Raw genomic sequence first — 26,122 nt, forward strand, 5'->3', positions numbered from 1 at the left:
TGGGCCTTCGGGCCCTTTTGTTTCGCCTTTGCTTGACACCTGGTACTAAGAAGTACGTTGCCGCTTTTTCCTCTGTTGCCGTAGCCTTCCTGCTGACCTGGTGGTCGCAGGCTGGGCCGGCGCGGAATCGCACGTTCGAGTTTTCGCAACTGTGGAGCTGGTTGCGGGTGCAGCCGCACGGGCCTTTGCTCGCCGGCCTGCCCGACACCACGCGCCCCGCCGCGGCCGACACCGCACGCTACCGCAGCAGCCGGCGCCCCAAAGTGGCCCCGCGCGACCGGCAGGGCAACTTCCTGACGGAACGGCGCCGCTCGCCCCTGGTGCTGCCCTTGCCCGACAACGTGAAGCCCCAGGTTACGGTGAGCGACTCGCTCGACTACGTGGACGTGGAGGAAAACATCGGTACCGACCTCGACTACCGCGACCCGGCCCGGTTATCGTTCCGGGAGTTTGAGCGCCTGCAGCAGCAGCAAGCCATTCGTAATTACTTCCGGACCAAATCGGAGGGCGGCGTGGCCGGCGAGGCGGGCAATGCCACGGCGGCCAAGCGCCTGATTCCGAAAATTGCGCTGGCTCCGGGCCTAGGTCGCATTTTCGGCGGCGAGTTCATCGACATCCGGCCCAACGGCGCGGCCACCATTTCCCTAGGTTGGCGCCAGAACTTCAACGACAACCCGGCCCTGACGCTGCGCCAGCGCCGCAACGGCGACTTCAACTTTCAGCAAAACTTCAATCTGAACCTCACGGGCCAGATTGGCGACAAGCTGCGCCTGCTGTTCAACTACGACACGCGCGCGGCGTTCGACTTCGAAAACCAGATTAAGGCCGACTTTACGGGCTACGACACCGACATCATCCGCAAAGTGGAGATGGGTAACGTGTCGTTGCCGCTGAACAACTCGTTGGTGCAAGGCGGGCAAAACATGTTCGGCATCAAAACGCAGCTGCAGTTTGGCAAGTTGAGCGTAACGGGCGTGGCAGCCCAGCTGCGCGGCACCGCCGACGAGGTACGAGTGCAAAACGGCGCCCAAAGCCGCAATTTCGAAATCAAAGCCTCGCAGTACGAGGCCAACCGGCACTTCTTCCTGTCGCACTTCTTCCGCGAGCGGTACGATGCCGTGCTGCGCAACCTGCCCACGGTGCAAAGCGGCGTCGAAATACGGCGCCTGGAGGTATACATCACCAACGACAACCGCACCACCGAAACGTTGCGCAACGTGGTGGCCCTGCAAGACGTGGCCGAGCCGCGCCGCCTTTACCGCGGCAACCTGGCTAAGCCCGGCCGCGAGCTTGCCCCGGCTGGTAACGACGTAAACCAGGTGCTAGAGCTGGCCCGCCGCGGCCCGCGCGATGTGCAGCAGATTGATGGGTACCTGCAAAGCCAGAACCTGACCAAAACCGTTGATTACGAGCTGGTACGTGCCCGAAAGCTCGATCCGCGCGAGTACACCTTCAACTCGCAGCTCGGCTACCTTTCGCTGAACACGCCGCTGCTGCCCGAGCAGGTGCTGGCTATTTCGTGCGAATACCTGTTTAACGGCCGTGCCTACCAGATCGGCGAAACGGTGACCGAGTACGGCAACGTGCCCGACACAGGCGTCATCTTCTTGAAGCTGCTGCGCGCTACCAACCCCGGCGTGGGCCTGGCCGACGCCGCGCAGAACCCCCAGAACGACCGCCTGCAAACGGGCAACCTGCCGGTGTTCGACTTGATGATGAAGAACATTTACGCGCTGAACGCCTCGCAGCTCAGCCGCGACCAGTTCCGCCTCGACATCATCTATAAAGACGACCTGACCGGCCTCGATTTGTTGTCGCTGAAGGAGGGCGCGCGCATCCAGAACGTGCCGTTAACGCAGGTTTTCAACCTCGACAACCTCAACCCCAACAACGACCGCCCCGCCGACGGCAACTTCGACTTTTTGCCGGGCCTGACCATCGACCCGGAACAGGGCCGCGTGATTTTCCCGGTGATTGAGCCGTTTGGCTCGTACCTGCAAACGCAGTTCAATCCCGGCGAGGAGGCCCTGGTGCGGCAGTACGTGTACCCCGAGCTGTACACGCAGGTGCAGAGCGACGCGCAGCAGCGGCAGGAGAAGGACAAGTTTTTCCTGAAGGGCCGCTACGCCGCCACCTCGAGCGACGAAATTACCCTGCCTGGCATCCGGATTCCGGAGGGCTCGGTGCGGGTGTACTCGGGCTCGACGCTGCTGCAGGAGGGCACCGATTACCAGGTATTCTACGATCAGGCGAAGGTTAAAATCCTGAACCCGAGCTACCTGAACTCGGCCAACGAGCTGCGCGTGCAGTTTGAGCGCGACGCCGTGGTGCAGGTGCTGCCGCGCAAGCTGGTGGGCGCCCGCCTCGACTACAAGGTATCCGACGACCTGAACTTTGGCGGCACGGTGCTGCACCTGCTCGAAAACCAGGCCCCCGGCATCAACCGAGTGAACCTGGGCGAAGAGCCCGGCAACAACACGATTTACGGCCTCGACGTGAACCTGCGCCGCGAATCGCGGGTGCTCACGAAGTACCTCGATGCGCTGCCCTTCGTGAGCACCAAGGCGCCGTCGTCGGTGGCCTTTAGCGGCGAGTTTGCGCAGTTTGTGCCGGGACAGTCGAAGCTGGGCCGCGGCGAAGACGGCGCTTCGTACCTCGACGACTTCGAAAACGCCCGCACGCCCTTTACCCTAGGTGGTCTGAACTCGACCAGCACCTGGCGGCTGGCTTCCACGCCGCTGCCTCTGGGTGGTGCCTTGCCCGGCCTGCAGTACAGCTACCGCCGCGCCAAGCTGGCCTGGTATACCATCGACCAGACGTACTTTACCAACGGCCGCTCCAAGCCGGGTAACATCGGCGTGGAGGATCTGAAGAACCACTACTCGCGTGGCGTGCCGCGCTCGGAGGTGTTCCCCAACCGCGACAACGGCGCCCTAGGTAACACCTACGAAAACACCTTCGACCTGGCTTATTACCCCACCGAGCGCGGGCAGTACAACTACTCGCCGCGGGTGTCGGCCGATGGCCGCTTCCTGACCTCGAACCCGCAGAGCCACTACGGCGGCATTTCGCGCGAAATCACCTTCGATACCGACTTCGACAACGCCAACGTGGAGTACCTGGAGTTCTGGCTGATGGACCCGTTCATCAAAAACCAGAGCGGCAAGAACTACAACACCATCGACGACTCGGACCCCAGCACGCCGAGCGGCCCGAACACCTCGGGCGGCGAGTTGTACTTCAACCTGGGCTCGGTGTCGGAAGACCTGTTGAAGGACGGCGTGTACGAGTTTGAGAACGGCCTGCCCGATACCAACGACCAAACCAACGTGCAGCGCACGGACTGGGGCCGCGCTACGCGTTTGCAGTTCCTGACCGACGCCTTTTCGACCGCCCCCGGCGGCCGCGAGCGGCAGGACATTGGCCTCGACGGCCTGACGCAAACCGAGGAGCAGCAGTTTTTCGCCAGCATTCCGGGCTACGGCTCTTTTGCCGATGCCTCGGCCGACAACTTCCGCCACCACCTCGACGGCTCCTTCGATCAGGCCGACGTGAAAATCCTAGGTCGCTACAAGGATTTTAACGGCATGGAGGGCAACTCGCGCGCCGACGGCACGCAGAGCTCCACCGCCTACCCCGACAAGGAAGATCTGAACCGCGACAACGTCATCACCGACACGGAGCGCTACTACGAGTACCGCGTGCCGCTGCGCCCCGATCAGCTGCGCGTGGGCGAAAACTTCATCGTGGATCAGGTTACCCGCCCCGTCAACGGCGACCAGGTAACGTGGTACCAGTTCCGCATTCCCATCCGGCAGTACTCGGGCATTCAGGGCGCCAACGCCGAGTTTGGCTTTAAGTCGATTCGCTTTATCCGGATGTACCTCACGGGCTGGCAGCAGCCCACGGTGCTGCGCTTCGTGCAGATGCAGTTTGTAGCCAACCAATGGCGCCGCTACCTAGGCGTGATTGCGCAGCCCAACAGCGGGCAGCCCATCAACGTAACGAACGATGCCGACGCCTTCGCCATTTCGACGGTGAGCGTGGAGGAGAACGGTGCTACCAGCGGCCAGAGCGACGCCATTCCCTACGTAACGCCGCCCGGCATTCAGCGCGACCGGGAGTACGGCTCGAGCACCGTAAACCGCCAGCAAAACGAGCAGTCGTTGCGCCTGTGCGTAGAGGGCCTGAAGGACGGCTACGCCAAAGCCGCCTACAAAAACGTGAACCTCGACCTGCTCCGCTACAAGCGCCTGAAGCTGTTTTTGCACGCCGAGAGCGAAAACCGCAACCTGCAGGACGGCCAAACCCAGGGCTTCGTACGCTTCGGCACCGACTACAGCCAGAACTACTATCAGTACACGCTGCCGCTGGAGGTTACCCGCCCCGGCGCCACCACTCCTGACCAAATCTGGCCGGTAGCCAACCGCATCGACGTAGCTCTGCAGGACTTCATCGACGTGAAGGCCGAGCGCAACCAGGCCCGCGCCAGCTTCCTGGTGCCCTACTCCAAGACGCTGCCCAACGGCGCCGTGATTACCGTGCTGGGCAACCCCGATCTGAGCGCCCTGCAAGGCCTTATGATTGGCGTGCAGAACCCCTCCGACAACGGCCAGGGCCCCGACCAGTCGCTGTGCCTCTGGGCCGACGAGCTGCGCGTGCTGAACTTCGACCAGAACCCCGGCTGGGCAGCTACGGCGCGCTTCAACACGCGCCTGGCCGATGTGGCCAACATTACCGCCACCGGCAGCTTTACCTCGGTGGGCTTCGGGGCCCTGCAAGACCGCCCCTCGCAACGCTCGCTCGACAACATTGCCCGCGGCGACGTGAATGCTGCAGTGGCGGTGGATAAGTTCCTGCCTGAAAAGCTGGGCCTGCGGGTGCCGGTGCTGCTACAGGCGGGCCACGAAAGTCGCTCGCCCAAGTACGACCCCCTCGACCCCGACACGCCGCTGGAGCAGTCGTTGCAGAAGTTCGACTCGGAGCAAGACCGCGCCGCCTACCGCCGCGAGGTAACCGACCAAACGCGCAGCCGCTCCATCAGCCTGCTGAACGTGCGGAAGGAACGCCTGAACCCCGACAAGAAGGTGCGGCCCTACGATGTGGAAAACCTGGCCGTAAGCTACTCGCTTACCGAGCGCCTGCACACCGACATCCGGACCGACCGCGACTTTACCCGTACCTACACCGGCGCGCTGGCCTACACCTACCAGCCCACGCCCAAGTCGTACGCGCCGCTGAGCTCGGTACAAGCGCTTAACTCGCCGTACCTGAAGTTTTTGCAGGAGCTGAACTTCACGCCCCTGCCCTCGCGCTTTGCCTTCCGCGCCGACCTAGACCGCCGCTACAACGAGCGTTTCCTGCAGCGCACGCTGGTGCCGGGCGAGGTGCCCACGCCCGACGGCATCCCGGGCGTGTTCCAGAAAAGCTTCTTCATCAACCGCATTTACGACCTGAAGTGGGACCTGACGAAAAGCCTGATCCTGGACTACACCGCCACCAACCGCAGCAGCGTCGACGAAGGCGTGGGCCGCGCCATCGGCGACTCGCCAGAGGCCCAGCGCAACCAGGATTTGCTGCGCCGCAACCTGCAGCGCGGCGGCCGCACCACCAACTTCAACCAAACCATTGCGCTTACCTACCGCCTGCCGCTCGATAAGTTTCCGCTGACCGACTGGCTTTCGGCCGACACCCGCTATGCCGCCAACTACTCGTGGCAAGCGGCCTCTACGGCCCTGCGGGCCCCGCTTGGTGGCCTGAACGATACCACGACGCAGAAGGTCGATATCGGCAACACTATTCAGAACAACCAGGACATCAGTGTCAACGGCCGCATCGATCTGGTGAAGCTCTATAACAAGGTTCGGTTCCTGAACATCATCAACAACGCCCCGGCCCCAACGGCGCAGCGCCGCCAGCCCGGCTCGGAGATTGACCGCCTGCGCCGCGGCAACGCCCCCGATGCCCAAACGCCCGAGGCGGCCGACTCGGCCAAGGGCCCCGAGCTGCGCGCCCTGAAAGCCGTGCTACGCTCGTTGATGACGGCCCGTTCGCTGAACTTTACCTACACCCGCACCTCGGGCACGCTGCTACCGGGTTACCTACCGGGCACCCGCTTCTTCGGCCTGAACAGTGACTTCTCGGCGCCGGGCGTGCCGTTTATTCTAGGTCAGCAGTATGAGCTGAACGACCTGTACAACCGGGCCAACTCGCGCGGCTGGTACACGCAGCGCAGCGACCTGCTGAACACGCCGCTAAGCTCGTTGAAGACGGAAAACCTGAACGCCCGCACGGCCCTGGAACCGTTCCGCGACTTCAACATCCAGTTGGATATTCGTCGGCAGCGGGTTGAAAACAACGAGGTATTCTACCGCTTGGCTGTCGACGAAGTCAACCTGCAGCCTTTCATCGACCCGAACACCGGCAAGTTTGAGCTGGCGCCACGCCTGCCGCTGGGCTCGGGCACGTTCAGCACGTCGTTCTTCGCGCTGAACACCTTGTTTGGCGACGTAAACCGGCAGAATGCGTCGAAGTCGTTTAACCGCTTTGTGAGCAACCGCCAGCCGGTGCGCGAAAGCCTGCAATCGGAAAATCCTAACGGCGGCTATTACGGCTACAACTCGCAGGAAGTACTGATTCCGGCCTTCTTGGATGCGTATCGCGGCCGCTCGTCGGAGGGGCACAAGGCCAAGGCTTTTAATCCGTTTGGCCAGTTACCGCTGCCCAACTGGCGCATCGACTACAACGGCTTGGCCAACCTGCCCTTCGTGCAGCAATACCTGCGCTCGGTGTCGATTACGCACCAGTACTCCTCGGAATACCAGATTTTGGGCTACACTACCTCCACCCTCTACGACGCTAAGCCTGAGGCAGGGGAATTCTCGAAGCAGGTAAACCAGGACCGCCTGTACGTGCCCTACTACGTGGTGAATCAGGTAACCATTACCGAGCGTCTTGCTCCGCTGGTGGGCATCAACTTCCAGACCCTGGAGAAAGTAAACGGCCGCGTGGATTACGGCCTGGAGCGTAACCTCTTCCTGAACACCACCAACGCCCAGGTAACCGAGCTGCGCAACAAAACGCTGACCATCGGCCTGGGTTACACCACCAACCGCTTCCGGATTCCGTTCCGCATCGGGGGCGAGCAGCGCATCCTGCGCAACGAGCTCAACGCGCGCCTCGACCTTTCCATCCGCGACAACGTGACGTTCCAGCGCAGCGTGGTGGATGTGGCCCCGCCCGACCCCACTACCGGCGACCCCGGCCCGGTGGGCCGGCCCGAGCAGCAGGTTACCAACGGCAACCGCCAGTTTCAGCTGCGCCCCACCATCGATTACGTCGTGAATCAGCGCCTGAACCTGCAATTTTTTTTCACGCGCAACGTGTCGCAGCCGAAGGTGGTAAGCAACTCCTACAAGAACGCCGCCACCGAAGGCGGCATTCAGCTGCGATACAGCTTGTCGCAATAAGCCCGCCGCAGGGCAACCAACAACCGGGCCCGGTACGCCGTATGTGCGTGCCGGGCCCGCTGCTTTTTATGCCGCACCTAGGCTGCGCACAATGCGGCTAAAGCTTACCTTTGGCCGCGGCTAAGCCGCAACTCCCTTTCTACATTTCCGTTTTGCCTGACATGAACCTGCCCAGCACCCTGAAGTACACCAAAGAGCACGAGTGGATCCGCGTTGAAGGTGATGTTGCCTACGTGGGCATCACCGATTTTGCCCAGAAAGAGCTGGGTGACATCGTGTACGTGGACATCGACACCGTTGACAAGGAAGTAAGCAAAGACGAAGTATTTGGCACGGTTGAAGCCGTTAAAACGGTATCCGACCTGTTCAGCCCGCTTTCGGGCACGGTGCTGGAAGTAAACGCCAAACTGGGCGACGCTCCCGAGACGGTAAACGCCGACCCCTACGGCGACGGCTGGATGATCAAAATGTCGATCAGCAACCCCGCCGAAATTGACGAGCTGCTGACCGCCGAAGCCTACGGCGACCTGGTAGGCGCTTAACAACCCTACGGCCTAAGCCATGACCCAACCGCCTACCGCCCCCCCGTTGGCCGGAAGCCGGGTCTGGCTGCTGCTATCCGCAGCCTGGACGGCCTTTATGCTCTGGGGCACGCTGAGTCCGCTGAACCGGCTGCCGCCGCTGCCCCACTGGGAGCTGTTGTCGTTTGATACTGCCGCGCACGCCGGCATGTTCGTGGTTACGGCCGTACTCTACATCCTTACAGCCCGTCGGCAACGGCTCTTCCCGAGTTTGCGCCGGCGGGCTTTTTGGTGGGTGCTGGCAGTGTGCCTCCTCCTGGGTGCCTTCATCGAGCTGGTGCAAACCTTCATGGACCTAGGCCGCCTAGGCGAATGGACGGACATGATCAGCGACGGCCTGGGTGCCGTGGGTGGGTTGCTGCTGATGTGGCTTATCCGCCGGTGGTGGGATGTTCCTGCATCCGCTCCGGCCGCCAAAGCCCGCACCCATGCCTAGGTGCCGCAGCCTCTGCTACCTAGGGGCAGCTTTGCTGCTTGGGCTGGTGCCCAAAGGGGCCGCTTCGGCTCAGGATATGCAGCGGGTGCGCCAAACGGTAGCGTACCTGGCCAGCCCAAAGCTGCACGGGCGCGGCTACGTACGGCACGGCGAGCGTAAGGCGGCCCAGTACATCAGGCGCCGTTTTGCGGCGCTTAAGCTGCAGCCGCTTGCCCCCGATTACTTTCAGCCGTTTCAGCTGCCGGTAAACACCTTTCCGGGCAAACTACAGCTTACGGTGGGCAAGCGCGCACTCCGCTCCGGCGAGGACTTTATTGCCGAGCCTGCTTCGGGCTCGGGTAAACTGCGCGGCCCAGTTGCGTACCTCGATACGCTGATCTTCACCAACGAGCAGGCTGGTTACCGCTTCTTAGCCGACTCCCTACGGGGCCGCATCCTGGTTCTGCGGCAGCGCGACGCTGAACGCATCCGTACGCTGCCCGCTGCTTTCGAACGGCACCTTGCCTCGGCAGCTGCCCGCATCGTGCTAGTGCCGGATAAGCTCACGGCTTCGGTAAGCGGGCAGCAGGCGCCGCAAATACGCCTGCAGGTATTGGCCGCTCATTGGCCGAAGCAAGCTGCAGCAGGTACGATGGTTTCGCTGGATGTGGCAGCCAAACTGCAGCCAGCCTATGCCACGCAGAATGTGGTTGGTATGGTGCGCGGCAGTGCGCAGCCCGATTCGTTTTTGGTAGTATCCGCTCATTACGACCACTTGGGGCGCATGGGCAAGCGGGCCTACTTCCCGGGCGCCAACGACAACGCCAGCGGTACGGCCATGCTGCTGGAGCTTGCTGCCTACTACACCGAGCACCGACCTAGGTACTCGGTGGCCTTCCTGGCGTTTGGGGCCGAGGAGGCAGGCCTTGTGGGCTCGCGCTACTTTGTGCAACAGCCTTTGGTGCCGCTTAGCCGCATTCGCTTTCTGCTGAACCTCGACCTGGAGGGCACGGGCCAGGCCGGCGCTACCGTAGTAAACGCCCGGCTGCACGAGCCCGAGTACCAAACCTTGGTGCGCCTCAACCAGCAAGGCAACCACCTGCCCGCTTTAGCACCTAGGGGCCCCGCCGCCAACTCCGACCATTACCCCTTCTCCGAAGCCGGCGTGCCGGCCTTCTTCGTGTATCTGCGCGGCACGCCCACGCACTACCACGATGTGCACGACCGTGCCGAAACACTTCCCTTGAGCGGTTTTGCGGGCTTGTTTAAGCTTGCCACAACATTTCTGAATCAGCTGCAGCAGCAGCGGTAGCCCAACGCGAGATTTTCCATCAGCACCTAATGGTTGGCCCAAAAATCAAGCCCGCCGTGGCGCATGGCCGGGCGGGGCTGGTGCAGTGCCTGCAACGGATCAACCTGGTATAAAACAATCATCCCAGAATCATCCGAGGTGGAACGGACAATTCTGGGATGTATAAAACAGTGGCGTTATGCCAGGCTGTTTAGCTGTTGCTGCGCAGTGAGCCCATTACCTGCTTGGCTACCGATTCCCACTCCGGCTTCTGGCGGTCGGGGCAAGAGAAGGTGCACATCAGCAGACGGCCTTCCACGTCGGTGAAGAAAATCAGGTTGTAAACCTGGTGGCCCAGCTCGGGCTTCATCATTTCAATGAAACCAACTTTGCGGCCGTTGATTTCGCGCACACCATCGGCGAAGAACGTAGCATCGGAGTACTGCTTCTTGTACGTCTTCATGAAGTTGGCCGCGTACATGTCAACCATGTCCTGGTCGGCCGTGTTGTCGGTGTACGAGAAGGAGAGGCTAGCGTGCGAGGTGTTGGTGTAGATAACACTAGGACGGCTCTGCGCTTTGGCGTAGAGGAAATCCATCTGCTGCTCGCTCATCACCTCGAAGCCTTTCGGGATGAGAATTTCAACACGCTCGCTCAGAACGCGCTTTTTGATGAGCTCCACTTCAGCGAAGGGCCGGGCGGCCATGAGCAGCACTGCAAGGCAGAGCAACGGGGCGAGTAGAACTTTTTTCATCATCTAAAGCGAAAAAAAGTGGAAATCTTTCTAGGTAAACTACCTAACGAGGCGAAGGCAGTCTGTTTGGATAACACAATTTAGGAAGAAACACGCACAACGCAAGAACTTCCTACAAAAATAATTTTGTGCAAGTGGCTGCTGTCATGCTTGCGCTACAAAATTAGGGCTTAAAAAGCTGTAAACCCACATTCTGCAAAATTTTCCTTTTACTGTTGAGCTTGATTTAAGCTACTTACGCATCCAAACATTGATTGGTTTAAATCTATGGAAAAGATCCTAAAATATCAGGTAAGTTGAGCCTAACGCCCGTTAGGACTTATAGGATATTGTTAAGTTGCTCTTTTATTTTTTCAAGCTCCTCCTTCATTCCAACCACCAAATGCTGGATGGTGGAATCGTTGGCTTTGGAGCCGATGGTGTTGATTTCGCGGCCGATTTCCTGCGAAATGAAGATCAGTTTTTTGCCGCTGTGCTCGGGCAGGTGCACCGTTTCGGTGAAGTAATGCAAATGGCTGATCAGGCGCACTTTCTCTTCGGCTATATCCAGCTTCTCTATATAGTATAGCAGCTCCTGCTCGAAGCGGCTGGGATTAAACTGGTCGTTTTGCATCAGCTCGCCCAGGCCCTCGTGCATGCGGCGCCGCACGTTTTCGAGGCGAGTGGGGTCGTGGCGCTCCACATCCGATAACAGAATGCGAATGCGGTCGATGTAGCTCAGGATTTCGGTGGTGAGGGCCTGCCCTTCGGTGCGGCGGAACTCCAGTACCCGGTCGAGGGCATGCTGCACCAGCGGCTGCAGGTCGTCCCACGATAAAGCCAGTTCTTCTTCCGACGGCGCGGCGGCTTCGGCGGGCGTTTGCACCACGCCGGGCATGCGCAAAGCCAGCTCCAGCAAATTGCTTGAGCCATCGCCCAACTCCTGGGCTACGCTTTGCAGCTCCTGATAGGCAGCCATTAAAGCCTCACGGTTTAGGGTAGCACGCGAGCGGGCTGCGGCTGGCCGGGTAATATCGATGCTGACGTTGACCTTGCCGCGCACGAGTTGGCGGCTGACGAGGTTGCGTAGCTCCAACTCGTAGGCTGCAATGGAGCGCGGGGTGCGCAAACCCAGGTCGAGGCCTTTGGAGTTGAGCGACTTGATTTCAATTGTAACGGTGTATTGCTCGGTTTCGTGATGAGCAACCCCGTAGCCAGTCATGGACAGGAGCATAGCAGGAACGCAGTAGAGGAAGGCGCAAAAGTAAGAGCTCCTAGCAGATCTTCAGCAGGTTGCACCTAGGGCGTAACGCAAGGGTAACCGTGGCGTCATGGTAGCATAACCGCGGCGTCATACTGGCGTAACAGGCCCAAAATAGCTTTGCGTCGCAAACCAGCAGACTGCTATGCGCCGCTCATTTCTACTCTTTCTGCTGCTGATCGTCAGCAGCTTAACCTTTGCCCAGCAAGGCTCAATCGTCGGCAAAGTACTCGACAAAAAAACCGGCGAGGCGGTGATTGGCGCTACCGTAGTAGTAACCGGCACCACCCAGGCAGCCCCGGTAGGTGTCGATGGTCAGTACGAACTGAAACTCGCTCCTGGCACCTACAACATCCTGATGACGAACATCGGCTACAAGCCCATGAACTTCGCGGGGATTGAAGTGAAAGCCGGTGAGAAAACCACCCTAAACGGCACCCTGGAGGAGAACGTGCAGGCTCTGCAGGAGGTAACCATCACGGGCCAGAAACAAACCGGCACCGAGGTGGCTCTGATTCAGGACCTGAAGAAAAGCGAGGTGGTGGTAAGCGGCATGTCGAACGACCAAATCGTGAAGACGCTGGACCGCGACGCCGCCGAGGTAGTGAAGCGCATACCGGGCGTTACTATCCAGAACAACAACTTCGTGGTGATTCGGGGTTTGGCCGAACGCTACAACACCGTAATGCTGAACGACGCCCTGACGCCTTCGGCCGAAACCGATACGCGCGCCTTCAGCTTTGATATTCTGCCTTCGTCGGTGATGGACCGCGTGCTGGTGTTTAAGTCGGGTGCGCCGGAGCTGCCGGGCGAGTTTGGCGGCGGCGTAGTAAAGGTGTACACCAAGAACTCGGTGCTCGACAACGGCACCACGTTCTCGCTGTCGTCGTCGTACCGAAGCGGCACTACGTTCAACAACTTCTCGACAACGCAAGGCAGCAGCACCGATTGGCTGGGCTTTGATGGTGGCCGCCGCCAGCTGCCTTCGGGCACGCCGGGCATGGTGCAGCAAGGCAAAGTGAGCAACGATGAGCTGAATGCCCTAGGCCAGCGCCTGCGCAACGACTGGGTGGCCCGCCGCACGCAAGCCTCGCCCGATGTGCGCGCCTCCCTGGGTTTGCTGCGCAAGTTTGAGCTGGGCAGCGCCCACCTGAGCAACGTTACCTCGGTGTCGTACAGCCTCACGCGCGAGCAATACAACGTGGAGCGCGCCGACTACGAAGACCAGAAAGACGAGAACGGCAACTACAAAGCCAAGTACCGCTACAACGATTTGCAGTCGAACACCAACGTGCGCCTGGGTGTCATTCATAACTGGCAGCTGCGCCTGAACGACCGTCACCGCATCGAGTTCCGCAACTTTCTGAACCAGTTTGGCCAGGATCAGGTGGTGGCCCGCACCGGCACCTCGCTGGAGCGCCGCCTCGATAAGCGCGACTTTGCCTTGCACTACACCAGCCGCAGCATTTACTCGGGCCAGCTGCAGGGCACCCACGACCTAGGGCCGCAAACCACCGTTACCTGGCTGGGCGGCTACAACTACGTGCAGCGCGACGAGCCCGACTTCCGCCGCTACCGTTCGCAGCGCGATGCGGGCACCAACGACCGGTTCCTGATTCAGATTCCGCCGGGCGGCAACCCCTACGACGCGAGCCGCTTCTACTCGAACCTGACCGAAAACACCCTGGCCGGCAGCGGCCAGCTGGAGCGCCGCTGGGCCGGCCGCGACACCACCAAAGCCAACGAATACAAGCTGCGCGTAGGTTTTTACGCCGAGCAGAAGGACCGCTCGTTCGGTGCGCGCTACTTCTCCTACAAGATTGGCAACGAGGACAACTTCCGTTACGAAATCCTCGAGCAGCCCATCGAAACCATCTTCAGCCCCGAAAACATCAACGCCCGTACGGGCCTGGTGCTTGATGAAGGCACGAACCAGGACGACAGCTACCGCGGCGACAACCGCCTGCTGGCTTCGTACGTGAGCTTGGTGGCGCCCATTTCCGACCGCTTTAATGTATCGGGCGGGGTGCGTGTGGAGAACAACGTGCGCGCCGTGCGGGTACCCGGCAACCCCAGCAAAAACGCCGACTACAACCGCACGGTGGTGCTGCCTTCGTTCAACGCTACCTACAACTTCAACCTTCGCTCGCTCTTGCGCGTGGCCGGCAGCACCTCGGTAAACCGCCCCGAGTTCCGCGAAATGGCCAGCTTCCAGTACTTCGACTTTGCCAACAACTGGCTGGTGGTGGGCCAACCCTCGCTGCGCGAAGGCACGATTTACAACGGCGACCTGCGCTACGAGTTCTACCCCTCGCGCTCCGAAATGATTTCGGTGGGTGCTTTCTACAAGCACTTCGACCGCCCCATCGAGAGCGTGATTGAGCAGAACGCCGGCGACCTGCTGAAGGTATCGTACCGCAACGCCGACGGCAACGCTTACGACTACGGCCTGGAAGTGGAGGTGCGCAAGTCGCTCATCGACCTGGCTGCCTCGCCGGTGCTGCAGCGCCTCTCGTTTGTGCTGAACGCCTCGTGGATTCGCAGCCAAGTACGCATCAGCGACGCTACCCAAATCCAGCGCCGCCCGCTGCAGGGCCAATCGCCCTACGTGGTGAACCTAGGTGCCTTTTACCAGGACGACGACCACGGCCTGCAGATGTCGGCGCAGTACAACATCATCGGCCGCCGCATTGCCTTCGTGGGCAACGTAGATAACGGCAGCATTTACGAGATGCCGCGCAACGTGCTCGACCTGACCGTGACCAAAACCGTAGCCAAGCGCCTCGACCTGCGGGCTGGCCTGCAAGACGTGCTGAACCAGCCCACGCGCCTGGTGCGCGACCTCGACCGCAACCAGCAGATTGGCGGCCAGGACCAGGATTTCTCGCGCTTCCGCCGCGGCTCTTACTACACCCTAGGTCTGATCTGGCGCCTGTAAACGAAAAGGTAACTGCCCGCTAACGATATGATAACGCCTGCCGTGCCCCGGTAGGCGTTGTCGTTCCGGACCTTCGCAGCGTCAATCAGCCACTGCTTTCGTGCTATGAAAAAGCTTCTACTTCCCGTACTGTTTGCTGCTTCTTTGCTGGTCGCTGCCGCGCCGGCTGCGCTGGCCCAAACGGCCGCTCCGGTGGTGCAGGTATCGGGCGTAATCAGCGCCAACACCACCTGGACGAACAACAACGTGTACGTGCTGAATAACTTCGTGTACGTGGCGCCGGGCGCTACGCTCACCATTCAGCCGGGTACTATTATTAAAGGCGACAAGGCCTCGAAGGGCACGTTGGTGGTAAAGCGCGGCGCCCGCCTGGTGGCCGACGGCACCCGCCAGCAGCCCATCGTATTCACCTCGGCCGAGCCGGCTGGGCAGCGGGCCCGCGGCGACTGGGGCGGCATTGTAATTGCCGGCTCGGCGCCCATCAACCTGCCCGGCGACCCTACCATTGAGGCTACGCCTGAGTCGAACTTCGGCGGCACCAACCCTGCCGACAACTCCGGTGTGCTACGCTTCGTGCGCATCGAGTTTCCGGGTATTGCCTTTGCTCCCGACACCGAAATCAACGGCCTGACCCTAGGGGGCGTGGGTTCGGGCACCGTGCTCGACCACATTCAGATTTCGTACTCCGGCGACGACGCTTTTGAGTGGTTTGGCGGCACCGTGAATGCCAAGCACCTGGTGGCCTTCCGCACCCTCGACGACAACTGGGATACCGACAACGGCTACGCGGGCAAGGTGCAGTTTGCGTTTTCGCTGCGCGACCCGAACATCGGTGACCAATCGGGCTCGAACGGTTTCGAGTCGGACAACGACCGGAACGGTACCACCGCCTCGCCCAAAACCGCGGCTGTATTCTCGAACGTGACCGACGTGATTAACCGTACGACTACCCTGAACGCCAACGTAAAAAGCGCGATGCACATCCGCCGCAACTCGGCGCTGTCGGTGTTCAACTCGGTATTTACGGGCTACCGCACGGGCTTGCTGATTGATGGTACTGCCTCGGAAGGCAACGCTACCAACGGCGAGCTGCAAGTGGCCAACACGGTGCTGGCCGGCCTGCCCACCAACTTTGCTACGGCCTCTGGCAGCAGCTACGATGTGGCCGCTTTCTACAACCAGGGCGCCCGTAGCAATACGCTCTACGCCAACGAGTCGGACGTACAGTTCCAGTCGGGCTCGTACACGCTTACCAACCCGCAGGTGCTGCCCGCCGCGGCCTCGCCGCTGCAAAACGGCGCTGCCTTCGCCGATGCCAAGCTGGCCGACACGTTCTTCGAGCGGGTATCGTACCGCGGCGCTTTCGGCTCCACCGACTGGACGCAGGGCTGGACCAACTGGGACCCGCAGAACACGCCTTACCTCGCCGGTATTGTAGCCAGCAACAAAAAGACCTCCGACCAGGTGCAGCGCCTGGGCGTGTACCCCAACCCCGCCACTGCCGCCGCCAAACTGGCCTTTGAGCTGCGCCGCGCCAGCACCGCCACCGTGCGCGTGCTCGACCTGACCGGCCGCGAAGTAGCCGTGGTAAGCGAAGGCCGCAAGCTGCAGGCTGGCCCGCAGGAAGTAACCCTGCCCAGCAGCCTGAAAGCCGGCGTGTACCTGGCTACGGTGCAAACCGAAGAAACCAGCGCTGCAGTCCGCTTCGTGGTGGCGCAATAGCCTCCGCCGATTACCTTACTTATCATTACCCCTGATACTCGGCCCGCCTCCGCCAACGCGGGGGCGGGCCGAATTTCGTTTTGCCCACGCCGGCTTACGCTGCCAAAGCCGTAGCTTGCCACTTGGCACCTAGGCGTGCCGTGCCTCGTTTGCGCCCCCATGACGTCGTCGCCGTTGCCCCGCGTGCTTATGCTCCCTAAGTGGTACCCCAACCGGTACGACGACCAGGACGGCGACTTTGTGGCGCGGCACGTGGCCGCCATTGCCCCGCACGCCAACGCCGTAGTGCTTTTTGCAGGCGTAGCGCGCGGCCCATTACCTAAGCTGATAGAGTACGCCCCCGAGTGGGAAGCCGCCGTGCCTACGCTGCGCTACTACTACCGCGCCGCGCCAACCGGCTGGCCATTGCTCGATAAACCGCTGAAGCTGCTGCTGTATTTCGTGTGTGTGTGGCGCGGCTACCGGCAGGCGGTGCGGCATTGGGGCGCCAAACCGCACCTCGTGCACGTGCACGTGTTGTTGCGCACGGGCCTGTTTGCCTGGTGGCTGCGAGTGTGGCAAGGCATTCCGTACCTTGTCACCGAGCACTGGACGTTGTATTTACCTCCGCGTTCGGCCAGCATCGGCCCGGTGCGCCGGTGGCTTACGCGCTTGGTGGTGCAGCAAGCGGCCGCGCTGCACACCGTATCCGAAGGGCTGCGCGAGGCCATGCGCCACCTAGGGTTCCGCAACCCGCACTCGGCCGTAATAGCCAACGTGGTTGACACCGAGCTGTTCCGGCCTTCACCAACCAAACCCGCACTGGCGCCGCTGCTGGTGGTGTCGGCGTTTCACGATGCCCTGAAGAACATATCGGGCATACTGCGCGTGGTGGCGGGGCTGCAAAGCGAATTGCCCCACCTGCGCCTGCGCATTGCCGGCTACGGCCCCGATGCTCAAGCCCTGCAAAACCTGGCCGCCGACCTAGGGCTGCTGGCTACTGGCCGGGTGCAGTTTCTGGGCAAGCTCCCCCACCCCGCCGTGGCCCACGAAATGCAGCAAGCCGCGGCACTGCTTTCTTTCAGCCGGGCCGAAACATTTGGTTGCGTGTTGCTCGAAGCACGGGCCTGCGGCTGCCCGGTGGTGGCTACGCGGGTGGGCGGCGTGCCCGAGCTGTTTCAGCCCGAAGGCCGCTTTGGCTTGCTGATTGCCCCCGACGACGAAGCCGCCTTAGGTGCCGCCATCAAGTCTGTGTACCACCAACGCCTGCAACTACAGGCCGAAGTGCTCCGTGCCGATGCCGTGGAGCGGTGCAGCCCGGCTAAAGTGGGTCGGCAGTTTGCGGCGCTTAACCAAAGCATCCTCGGCCGATGAGCTTGCGGCGCATCCTGTTCACCTTTGGCACCCGCCTGGGCGCGGCTTTGCTGAACTTTGGCCTGGTGTGGCTCACGGCCCGCTGGCTGGGCGCTGAGGGCCGCGGGCAGGTTAGCCTGTTCACCATCGACCGCACGCTGCTGCTGCTGTTTGCCGGCTTGGTGGGTGGCTCGTCGCTGATTTACCTGGCACCTAGGCGCAACCTGTGGCACCTGCTGCTGCCCGCCTACGCCTGGTCGGCACTGATTGGCCTGCTGGGCACGGCAGCCGTGTGGTGGTGGCGGCGGCCAAGCCCTGGGTATTCGGCTTACTTGTTGGTGGCTACTTTAGTTGAAGGCTTCGTGCTGGTGCACTTGCAGCTGCTGCTGGGCCGCCGGCAAGAGCGGCTCTACAACCTCGTTATTCTGCTGCAGAGTGCCGGTATAGCGCTGGGGCTAACTGCCGCTTTTTTTATGCTGCAATGGCGCAGCGCCACGGCCTACTACGCCGCCCATGTGCTTACCTACGCTGCCATTTGGGCACTTACCGCCCGAATGCTGCAGCAACAGCCCGACCGGCCCGCGGGGCATGGCAAACGCTGGCGCTTTGTAGCGCGCGAGCTGGCCCGGCACAGCCGCGGCGCGCATTTCTCCAACATTGTGGGGTTTGCCAACTACCGCCTGGGGTTCTACTTCGTGGCGGCCTGGGTGGGCACGGGCGCCGTGGGCGTACTCTCGGTGGGCGTGGCGCTGGCCGAAGCCGTGTGGCTGATTCCGCGCAGCATTTCGCAGGTGCAGTACGTCGATACTGTTTACCGCACCAACCATGCCGCGCCTGTTCAGGCCACCGTTCGGGCGGTGCGGTTAGCGGTGGTGCTGAGCGCCCTGGCCGTGCTGGCGCTGGCCTTGGTACCCGCTCAATGGTTGGCTGCCGTGTTCGGCCGCGACTTCGCGGGCGCCCAACGCGTTATTTGGGCGCTGGCCCTAGGGGTTGTGGCGTTCAGCATGCACATGCAGCTGAGCGCCTTTTTCGCCGGCACGGCCCAATACCGCACCAACAACCTGGCGGCCGTGCTGGGGTTGGGCCTCACATTGGTGAGCTGTTTCGCCTTCGTTCCGCAGTACGGCGCGGCGGGTGCCGCCTGGGCGGCCACGGTTTCGTACCTAGGCTCCACGGTGTGGCTGGCCTGGCAATTTGTGCGTGCGGCAGGCATCGGCCCCGCCGAGCTGCTGCCCCGCCCCGCCGATGTGGCCTTGCTGCTGCAACGGGTGCGCCACTAGCTGATGGGCACTTTCCGCAGCATGGCCTCGATCAAATCCTGGGTGCGTACGCCGTCGGCTTCGGCTTCGTAAGTGAGCATGATGCGGTGGTTGAGCACGTCGGCCGCTACGTCTTTGATGTCCTCGGGCAACACGTAGTCGCGCTCATCAAAGAAGGCCACGGTGCGCGCCGCGCGGTGCAGGGCAATGCTGGCCCGGGGGCTTACGCCGTACTGCACGTATTGGGCAAATTCGCCTAGGTCGTACTCGGCCGGTTTGCGCGTGGCAAACACCAGCTCGATGATGTACTTCTCCAGCGTATCCGAAATCTGTACCTGGTTGATCAGCCCCCGAATGCCAAAAATATCCTCCTTGGTGAGCACGGCCTGCACGTCGCTGCTGTAGCTGAGGTTGGCCATGCGGCGCATCACTTCCAGCTCCTCGGCCTTCTTCAGGTAGTCCACAAACACCTTCATCATAAAGCGGTCGACCTGCGCCTCAGGCAAGGGGTACGTGCCTTCCTGCTCCACTGGGTTTTGCGTAGCCAGCACCAGAAAAGGCAAATCGAGCGGATACGTGGTTTCGCCGATGGTTACCTGCTTTTCCTGCATGGCCTCGAGCAGGGCGCTTTGCACCTTGGCAGGCGAGCGGTTTACCTCGTCGGCCAGCACCAGGTTGGCGAAGATGGGACCCTTCTTCACCTCAAACTCCGACTGCGTCTGGTTGTAAATCATGGTGCCCACCAAATCCGAAGGCAGCAGATCAGGCGTGAACTGTACCCGCTGAAAGTGCAGGTGCAGCACCTGCGCCAGCGTGCTGATGGTGAGCGTTTTGGCCAGGCCCGGCACCCCTTCGAGCAAGATATGTCCGCCGGTAAACAGGCCGATCAGCAGCCGGTTGAGCATGTACTGCTGCCCCACCACCACTTTGCCTACTTCGGTAAATACCTGCCGGATCTTCTGCTGGTAGTGCTGGGTGAGGTCGGCGGGCGAGGAAAGGTTTTCGGACATGAAAATGCAGCTGAGCGATAGGTTAAAAGTACGATGCGGTGGCTAAGCCCCCAGTGCCCAACGCAAATATGGCTCGAAACCATTGCCCCCGTGCTATTTCAGCGCGCGCAGCCTTTTGCTGACCAACGAGGCAAGCCCCGTACTTTTGCTTTATGCACGATCGTACTCCCAACCACCGGGCGCTCCTGCGCTTTGCGCTTTCGGCCGGGGCGCTTTACCTGCTGTGGTACGTCGGCTACGAGCTGTGGCTGAGGCCCGCCGGTAAGCTCGACGAGGCGTTGTCGCTCAACCTGGCCTCGGTAAGCGCGGCGGTGCTGCGGGCGGTAAGCGTGCCCGCGGCGGCCGCCGGCCGCATGGTGCTGGTGGCGGGCAAACCGGCCGTGTGGGTCGGCGACCCCTGCAATGGCCAGGTGCTGTACGCGTTGTTTGTGGGCTTTATCCTGGCTTTTCCGGGGGGCAGCTGGCGGCGCAAGCTGCCGTTTATGGCCCTTGGTATACTGGCCATTTACGGGCTCAACATTGTGCGGGTAGGAGCCCTTACGCTCAACCATTTGTATTCGCGCGGCACCGTCGATTTCAACCACCACTACACCTTCACGTTTGTGGTGTACGGCTGCATTTTCCTGCTCTGGATGCTCTGGGTACGCCGTTTTGCCTCGCCGCAGGTGCCCAGCCATGCGTAACCCTGCGGCCCTAGGTGCCCTGCCAAGGCTGCTGCGCGTGGGGCTGGCGCTGGTGTTGGCGGCGGTGCTTTTTTGGGCCGGCACCCACGATGCCGTGGCCATAACGGCCTTGGCCAGGTTCTGGGCCTCGGCAGCCGAAACCCTAGGTCTGCAGAGCGGGTTCTGGCGCGAGCAGCCAAACCCGGCGTACGCATTGCCGGGCTTTACCAGCCTGCCGGCCAAGTTTACGTACGGTGCAGGCTACAGCTTCACTTGTTTGCTGCTGCTGCTGGTACTCACGCCGGCGCGCACCTGGCGGGTTGGCGCGGGCATCTACGGCGGGTTGTTTTTGCTGAGCATCGTGCTGGTGCTGGTGGGCAAGGCGGCAGGCAGCACCAGCCCGGCCTTCGCCCTGGGGCGCCCCATTATCGACCTCACGCTAAACCCGCTGCCCGTTATCGTGCTAACCCCGCTCATGCACTGGCTGTACCCCGCTGGCAGGCAACGCGCCTAGGTACCGCGGCGGGCATTGGTGCCGGGCAGCCGCACGGGCCTGCCTTCGGGTACAAAACACCGGGCAGCATCCGACGTAGTTACGGGCAAGGTGCTTATTTTAGCAATTCTTCTGTTTCTCCACTGCCGCTTTGCCGATGCCCAACCCGTCTACTCGTCTTCGTTGCCTGATCATCGACGATAACGAAATCAACCGCCTCACCCTCGAGCACTTTGTCGAAATGACGGAGTCGCTGGAGCTGGTTGCTTCGTTGCCCGATGCGGTGCAGGCCCTCAACCTGCTGCGGGCAGGCGCGCAAGTTGATTTGTTGTTGCTCGACATCGAAATGCCCCAGCTCAGCGGCCTCGATCTGGTACGCGTGCTGCCCGAGCCGCAACCCCAGGTGATACTCGTAACCAGCCACGCCAACTTCGCCGTCGATGCGTTTGAGCTGCAGGTACTCGATTACCTGGTGAAGCCCGTGGAGTACAGCCGCTTCAGCAAAGCCATCAACCGCGCCGTGGAGCAGCAGCAAACGGCCGCCGCGGCCGCCGCCACGCCCTCGAACGTAGAAGCCAACGACTCGACGCTGTTCGTAAAAACGAACAACAAGCTGCTGCGCCTCGACTTCAACGACGTGCTGTTTATCGAGGCCATGTCGACGTACTCGGTGCTGGTTACGCCCAAGCAAAAGCACATCGTGTACATCACCCTGAAGGCGCTGGAAGAGCGGCTACCCTTCTCGCACTTTATGCGCGTGCACCGCTCCTACATGGTGAATATGCAGCGCGTGGAGTCGGTGCAGGACAACATGCTGCAGCTGGGCAACCACGAGGTGCCCGTCGGCAAATCCTACCAGGAGGAGTTCTACGAGCGGCTACGCAGCCTTTAACCTGATGAAACAAAACAGCCGGGGCGGGCCGAAGTGTAATTCGGCCCGCCCCGGCTGTTTCGCACCCATTACCACCTAGGCGGCGGGTAGCTCGGCGGGCAGTTCGCTCAGCACCCGCGCTACCACGGCTACCAAATGCTGCACGGCATCGTGGTAGGTTTTCTGATCGTGGGCGCTGAGCAGCGTGGTGTGGCGCGCGGCTTCGAGCAGGCGCACGGCCTCGTCGACCTGCTGCACGCCCAACGACGACAACGACGGCTTGATGTGGTGCACCAGCCCGGCCACGGCCACCCAGTCGGCAGCCGCAGCGGCAGCTTCAATCTGAGCCACGCTCCCGGGCATGTTTTCCAGAAACGACTGAATGATGCGGTGCACGAAGGTCTCCTTGCCGCGCGCCATCTCGCGGAGGCGCGTGAGGTCGTAGCTGCGTTGGGGGCGCTTAACCAGCGTCTCCAGCTTCTGATACAGCTCGGCTTCGTCGAAGGGTTTGGCCAGCGTATCGTTCATGCCGGCCGCCAGGTACCGCTCGTTATCCGAGCGGAAGGCGTTGGCCGTAAGCGCCAGCACCGGCACCTGGGCCTTGGCGGCGTCGGCATTGGCCCTGATGGCCGCCGTGGCCTCCATGCCGTTCATGCCGGGCATCTGAATGTCCATCAGCACCGCGTCGTAGCGGTTTTGCTCGAACAACGCCAGCGCCTCAAACCCGTCGGCGGCTTCGTCAACCACCACGTTCCACTCTTCCAGCAGCATGCGCGCAATGTTGCGGTTGATTTCGTTGTCCTCCACCAGCAGCACCCGCTTGCCTGCTAAAGCCGTGGTTGCGGCTGGCGCGGCCGGCTCGGCAACCGGCGGCGTAACCATGCGGGTTTTGGGCAGCGTTACCGTAAACGCAAACGTGCTGCCGCGCCCCATTTCGCTTTCTACGCGCATGGTGCCGCCCAGCTGCTCCACCAGCGCCCGGCTGATGCTCAGACCTAGGCCCGTGCCGCCGAAGTTGCGGGTGGTATCGGCATAGGCCTGGGTAAAGTCCTCAAAAATGCGCTCCAGGCGGTCGGGCGGAATGCCAGGGCCGGTGTCGCTCACGCTGAACTCGACGGTAAGGGTTTCGTCGGTTTCCGTGAGCAGGCGCCCCGCCACCGACACGCTCCCGCGCTGCGTAAACTTTACCGCGTTGGCCACCAAGTTGATCAGAATCTGGTTGAGGCGGTGCGGGTCGCCGATAACCCAAGGGTACGGGCAGGTAAGCCTGAGCGGCTGCGCCAGAAACGTGAGGCCTTTCTGAGCCGCTTGCAGCGCCAGGCCCTGCACGGCCCCGCCCATCGAGTCGCAGAGGTTAAAGGGCGTTTGCTCGAACTCCATCTTGCCCGAGGTGATTTTCGCCATGTCGAGCACGTCGTTTACCAACGCCAGCAAGTGCTGCCCCGATTTGCGAATCACGTTCAGCTGCTCGGTTTGCTGAGCGTCCAGCTGGGTTTTGGCCAGCAGGTTGGCGTAGCCCAGCACTCCGTTCAGGGGGGTACGTATTTCGTGGCTCATATTGGCCAGGAAGTTCTCGCGGGCGCGCGCCGCAGCATGGGCGGCTTCCGTGGCGCGCTTCAGGTCGGTAATGTCGGTGCTTACGCCCAAAACCTGCACACTGCCGTCGGGGCGCAGCAGCGGGCGCTTTATGGTCTGAAACCAGCGTACCTCGCCCGAGGGCAAGGTAAACGAGTCTTCGCGCATCAGCTCTTCGCCGGTTTGCAGCACGTACTGGTCGGCAGCGGCGTAGTGCGCCTGCTCCTGCGCCTGCACCGTGGTGGGGTCCTGGGTAAGCGCCAGCCGATCCTGCGAGCTTTCGGTGAGTTGGCGCATGGCCCGGTTGCTGAACTGCACGTTGCCGTCGGCGCTGCGCACGTAAATCAGGCTCGGAGAGGTGTCGAGCACCTGTTGCACAAAAGCCTGCTGCTCGCGGAGCTCGGCCTCGCTCAGGCGCAATTTTTCCTCGGCTACCCGCTGCTCGGTAGTGTCGCTCCCGTATCCGATCATCATCTGCAGCTGCCCGCTGTGGTCGTACACGGGCTGGTAGTGCCGCTGGGCATACTCCAGTTGCCCGTTGGGCTTCACCAGCTGCTCCTCAAAGGCCACCCGCTCGCCGGTGGCTTTGGCCTGCTCGAATAGCTGCCAGCGGCTCGCCGCTACCTGCTCGGGGCGGCCGCGGTAAGCGCAGTAATCGAAATCGGTTTTGCCTATTATCCAGCGGCGCACCTCCGGGTTTTTGATAGCCCCGGGGTTGGCAAACATGTAGCGATGCTCAGCGTCGAGCACGGCTACATCGGCAGGCAAATGCCTGAGGATCGACTCGTAAAACTCGCGCTGCTGCGCCAGTTGCAGCTCGGCCTCGCGCTGGGCGGTATTGTCGAGCCCAAAGCCCAGCATCATGTAGAACGCGCCATCGGGGTGCGCAATGGCCTTGAAAAACCGGTTGTGAAAGGTGCGGCCGTTTTCGGTCGGGGTCTGGTCTTCCCACACCACCACTTCGCGCTCGGCCACGGCTCTATCGAACATGCGGTGCCGGTGCTCGGCCAGCTCGATGGGGTAGCCAAACTGCTCGCAGTATTCCTTTACCGTTCGGCCAATCAGCCATTGCCGGGCTTCGGCGCTGGGCACGGCCTGCGGGTTGGCGTAAATGTAGCGCCGGTCAGCATCCAGCGTCACTACCTCCACGGGCAGCTCGTCGAGGATATTGCTGTAAAAACGCTGCTCCTGCGCCAATTGCTGCTCGGCGCGGCGGCGCTCGGTTACATCAATAAAATAGAGGTTTACGTAGCCCTCCGGCTGCACCGGCGAGCCGTGCAGCGTGTATTGCCGACCTAGGGCCTCTACCTCCTGCTGCACGAGTTGCTGTTCCCGAAGCACCTCCCGCGTCATTTCGCGCAGGCGTCCACTCACGTAGCGCTTTTCGTCGATAGTAAGCGAGTTCCAGAGCTTCCAGCCGGCCGGGTTGCTGTACAGAAACTGCCCGGCGGCGTCTACTTGCAGAATGGGGTTCGGGTTTTGATCGGGTATCCGTGCTCGTAGCTCCAATTCACGAATGCGGGCTTGGGCAAGCGTCAACGCCTCCTGCAAATCGGTATCCGGTTTTCGTACTGAATCTGTTTGGTTATCGGAGGAGTTCATCTCTGCGGTGCAGGCGTAGGATTGGCAAAGCGCAAGCAACACGTAATAAGAGCAATTTGCTCCGATGCTTGCCGAACGCGTGTAATTGCTCTGCAAACAGCAGCTTTTTCTCGCTGAATGCATTAAACGGTGTCTGGCACCATCATTATGAATTCGCTACTACGTAGCTCCTTACCGGACACAGTAGGATTCGACGGGTATTCTGGCAAATAAAAAAGCCCGTTGGCCTATGACCAACGGGCTTAATTGTACCAGAGACGGGAATCGAACCCGTACTTCCTTGCGGAAAAGGGATTTTAAGTCCCTCGTGTCTACCAGTTCCACCACTCCGGCAAGTGCAGCGAACCTGCACAAAAGTAAAAAAGGACGCTGCCTGTGCGCAACGTCCTTTTTTGAGCGGGAGACGAGGTTCGAACTCGCGACCTCGACCTTGGCAAGGTCGCGCTCTACCAACTGAGCTACTCTCGCTTGAGGTCAACCGCCGTAGTGGCGTTTGATGATGCAAAGGTACAACAAGACTTTTCTTGTTGTCAAGAGCGAAGCAAAAAATCTATACAGATAGGCTTGCTCTCCATTAAAACAAAAAAGAGGAGGCTACCGAAGCAACATCCTCTTTTGAGCGGGAGACGAGGTTCGAACTCGCGACCTCGACCTTGGCAAGGTCGCGCTCTACCAACTGAGCTACTCTCGCTTGAGGTCAACCGCCGTAGTGGCGTTTTGATGATGCAAAGGTAAAGCGTGATTTCAGGAAGTCAAGCGTTGAAGCCTAAAAAATCAGAGCAAAAGCCTTTTATCCCTCATTATGAGGCACTTTTTTTTACTAATACCCCAAGGCGAGCCTGCGCTTAGGAAGGAGCAAAGCCAGTATAAACAGGTTCTTAAAAGCCAACAATTAGCGCATCGAGCAG

15 protein-coding genes and 3 tRNA genes are annotated in these 26,122 nt (G+C 61.2%); 11 read left to right on the top strand and 7 right to left on the bottom strand.

Translation table 11 applies throughout. The annotated features are described in order from the left end of the window. Nucleotides 1-32: 32 nt before the first annotated feature. The 4 genes from sov to OIS50_RS12135 all read left to right on the top strand — a co-directional run bounded on the left by sov (nucleotide 33) and on the right by OIS50_RS12135 (nucleotide 9,777). A complete protein-coding gene (sov, locus tag OIS50_RS12120) occupies nucleotides 33-7,469 on the top strand; it encodes a T9SS outer membrane translocon Sov/SprA (RefSeq protein ID WP_264690902.1) in 7,437 nt (2,478 codons plus the stop codon). Between the two features lie 161 nt (nucleotides 7,470-7,630). Then, nucleotides 7,631-8,011, top strand: a complete 381-nt coding sequence (gcvH, locus tag OIS50_RS12125) for a glycine cleavage system protein GcvH (RefSeq protein WP_264694370.1) — start codon at nucleotides 7,631-7,633, stop codon at nucleotides 8,009-8,011. Between the two features lie 19 nt (nucleotides 8,012-8,030). Further along, nucleotides 8,031-8,486 carry a VanZ family protein gene (locus tag OIS50_RS12130; protein WP_264690903.1) on the top strand — a complete coding sequence of 152 codons (456 nt, stop codon included), beginning with the start codon at nucleotides 8,031-8,033 and terminating at the stop codon, nucleotides 8,484-8,486. After that, entirely contained in the window at nucleotides 8,479-9,777 is a 1,299-nt protein-coding gene (locus OIS50_RS12135; protein ID WP_264690904.1) for a M28 family metallopeptidase, read from the top strand. The genes OIS50_RS12130 and OIS50_RS12135 overlap by 8 nt, the downstream gene beginning before the upstream one ends. 190 nt (nucleotides 9,778-9,967) lie before the next feature. Here OIS50_RS12135 and OIS50_RS12140 read toward each other — a convergent pair whose 3' ends face one another. After that, entirely contained in the window at nucleotides 9,968-10,510 is a 543-nt protein-coding gene (locus OIS50_RS12140) for a hypothetical protein (RefSeq protein ID WP_264690905.1), read from the bottom strand. Nucleotides 10,511-10,829: 319 nt separating this feature from the next. Beyond that, nucleotides 10,830-11,723, bottom strand: a complete 894-nt coding sequence (locus OIS50_RS12145; protein ID WP_264690906.1) for a YicC/YloC family endoribonuclease — start codon at nucleotides 11,721-11,723, stop codon at nucleotides 10,830-10,832. A 172-nt stretch (nucleotides 11,724-11,895) separates the two neighbouring features. Between OIS50_RS12145 and OIS50_RS12150 the strand changes: the two genes are divergently transcribed. The 4 genes from OIS50_RS12150 to OIS50_RS12165 all read left to right on the top strand — a co-directional run bounded on the left by OIS50_RS12150 (nucleotide 11,896) and on the right by OIS50_RS12165 (nucleotide 19,022). Beyond that, nucleotides 11,896-14,688: a TonB-dependent receptor gene (locus OIS50_RS12150; protein ID WP_264690907.1), complete on the top strand. Its 2,793-nt coding sequence runs from the start codon at nucleotides 11,896-11,898 to the stop codon at nucleotides 14,686-14,688. A gap of 105 nt (nucleotides 14,689-14,793) precedes the next feature. Then, nucleotides 14,794-16,410, top strand: a complete 1,617-nt coding sequence (locus tag OIS50_RS12155; protein WP_264690908.1) for a T9SS type A sorting domain-containing protein — start codon at nucleotides 14,794-14,796, stop codon at nucleotides 16,408-16,410. Between the two features lie 159 nt (nucleotides 16,411-16,569). Beyond that, a complete protein-coding gene (locus OIS50_RS12160) occupies nucleotides 16,570-17,763 on the top strand; it encodes a glycosyltransferase (protein ID WP_264690909.1) in 1,194 nt (397 codons plus the stop codon). Beyond that, on the top strand, nucleotides 17,760-19,022 hold the full coding sequence (locus OIS50_RS12165; protein WP_264690910.1) for a lipopolysaccharide biosynthesis protein: 1,263 nt from the start codon (nucleotides 17,760-17,762) through the stop codon (nucleotides 19,020-19,022). Before OIS50_RS12160 ends, OIS50_RS12165 begins: the two co-directional genes overlap by 4 nt. Here OIS50_RS12165 and OIS50_RS12170 read toward each other — a convergent pair. Next, nucleotides 19,019-20,011 (bottom strand): AAA family ATPase, encoded by a 993-nt coding sequence (locus OIS50_RS12170; protein ID WP_264690911.1) that lies wholly within the window; start codon nucleotides 20,009-20,011, stop codon nucleotides 19,019-19,021. The genes OIS50_RS12165 and OIS50_RS12170 overlap by 4 nt on opposite strands. Nucleotides 20,012-20,163: 152 nt before the next feature. Between OIS50_RS12170 and xrtX the strand changes: the two genes are divergently transcribed. The 3 genes from xrtX (at nucleotide 20,164) to OIS50_RS12185 (ending at nucleotide 22,058) form a co-directional block, all read left to right on the top strand. Beyond that, on the top strand, nucleotides 20,164-20,694 hold the full coding sequence (gene xrtX / locus OIS50_RS12175) for an exosortase X (protein WP_264690912.1): 531 nt from the start codon (nucleotides 20,164-20,166) through the stop codon (nucleotides 20,692-20,694). Further along, complete coding sequence (locus OIS50_RS12180) at nucleotides 20,687-21,187, top strand: XrtX-associated membrane protein (RefSeq protein ID WP_264690913.1); 501 nt, start codon at nucleotides 20,687-20,689, stop codon at nucleotides 21,185-21,187. Before xrtX ends, OIS50_RS12180 begins: the two co-directional genes overlap by 8 nt. A gap of 136 nt (nucleotides 21,188-21,323) precedes the next feature. Next, a complete protein-coding gene (locus tag OIS50_RS12185; protein WP_264690914.1) occupies nucleotides 21,324-22,058 on the top strand; it encodes a LytR/AlgR family response regulator transcription factor in 735 nt (244 codons plus the stop codon). Nucleotides 22,059-22,133: 75 nt separating this feature from the next. On the opposite strand, the gene OIS50_RS12190 is transcribed toward OIS50_RS12185, so the two are convergent. The 4 genes from OIS50_RS12190 to OIS50_RS12205 all read right to left on the bottom strand — a co-directional run bounded on the left by OIS50_RS12190 (nucleotide 22,134) and on the right by OIS50_RS12205 (nucleotide 25,905). Further along, nucleotides 22,134-25,121 (bottom strand): ATP-binding protein, encoded by a 2,988-nt coding sequence (locus OIS50_RS12190; RefSeq protein ID WP_264690915.1) that lies wholly within the window; start codon nucleotides 25,119-25,121, stop codon nucleotides 22,134-22,136. A 342-nt stretch (nucleotides 25,122-25,463) separates the two neighbouring features. Then, nucleotides 25,464-25,547, bottom strand: a tRNA-Leu gene (locus tag OIS50_RS12195). A 62-nt stretch (nucleotides 25,548-25,609) separates the two neighbouring features. After that, nucleotides 25,610-25,682: transfer RNA gene (locus tag OIS50_RS12200), tRNA-Gly, on the bottom strand. Nucleotides 25,683-25,832: 150 nt separating this feature from the next. Continuing rightward, a tRNA-Gly gene (locus tag OIS50_RS12205) sits at nucleotides 25,833-25,905 on the bottom strand. Nucleotides 25,906-26,122: the final 217 nt, after the last annotated feature.

Origin of the sequence: Hymenobacter sp. YIM 151858-1 (genome assembly GCF_025979705.1) — a bacterium.
Taxonomy (GTDB): Bacteria; Bacteroidota; Bacteroidia; order Cytophagales; family Hymenobacteraceae; genus Solirubrum.

What these genes read in the sequence shown, in the direction of transcription:
- xrtX (WP_264690912.1), top strand. Translation starts at nt 20,164, where the DNA reads ATGCACGATCGTACTCCCAACCACCGGGCGCTCCTGCGCTTTGCGCTT.
- OIS50_RS12145 (WP_264690906.1), bottom strand. Translation starts at nt 11,723, where the DNA reads ATGCTCCTGTCCATGACTGGCTACGGGGTTGCTCATCACGAAACCGAG.
- OIS50_RS12135 (WP_264690904.1), top strand. Translation starts at nt 8,479, where the DNA reads ATGCCTAGGTGCCGCAGCCTCTGCTACCTAGGGGCAGCTTTGCTGCTT.
- OIS50_RS12140 (WP_264690905.1), bottom strand. Translation starts at nt 10,510, where the DNA reads ATGAAAAAAGTTCTACTCGCCCCGTTGCTCTGCCTTGCAGTGCTGCTC.
- OIS50_RS12155 (WP_264690908.1), top strand. Translation starts at nt 14,794, where the DNA reads ATGAAAAAGCTTCTACTTCCCGTACTGTTTGCTGCTTCTTTGCTGGTC.
- OIS50_RS12170 (WP_264690911.1), bottom strand. Translation starts at nt 20,011, where the DNA reads ATGTCCGAAAACCTTTCCTCGCCCGCCGACCTCACCCAGCACTACCAG.
- OIS50_RS12150 (WP_264690907.1), top strand. Translation starts at nt 11,896, where the DNA reads ATGCGCCGCTCATTTCTACTCTTTCTGCTGCTGATCGTCAGCAGCTTA.
- gcvH (WP_264694370.1), top strand. Translation starts at nt 7,631, where the DNA reads ATGAACCTGCCCAGCACCCTGAAGTACACCAAAGAGCACGAGTGGATC.
- OIS50_RS12160 (WP_264690909.1), top strand. Translation starts at nt 16,570, where the DNA reads ATGACGTCGTCGCCGTTGCCCCGCGTGCTTATGCTCCCTAAGTGGTAC.
- OIS50_RS12185 (WP_264690914.1), top strand. Translation starts at nt 21,324, where the DNA reads ATGCCCAACCCGTCTACTCGTCTTCGTTGCCTGATCATCGACGATAAC.
- OIS50_RS12130 (WP_264690903.1), top strand. Translation starts at nt 8,031, where the DNA reads ATGACCCAACCGCCTACCGCCCCCCCGTTGGCCGGAAGCCGGGTCTGG.
- OIS50_RS12165 (WP_264690910.1), top strand. Translation starts at nt 17,760, where the DNA reads ATGAGCTTGCGGCGCATCCTGTTCACCTTTGGCACCCGCCTGGGCGCG.
- OIS50_RS12180 (WP_264690913.1), top strand. Translation starts at nt 20,687, where the DNA reads ATGCGTAACCCTGCGGCCCTAGGTGCCCTGCCAAGGCTGCTGCGCGTG.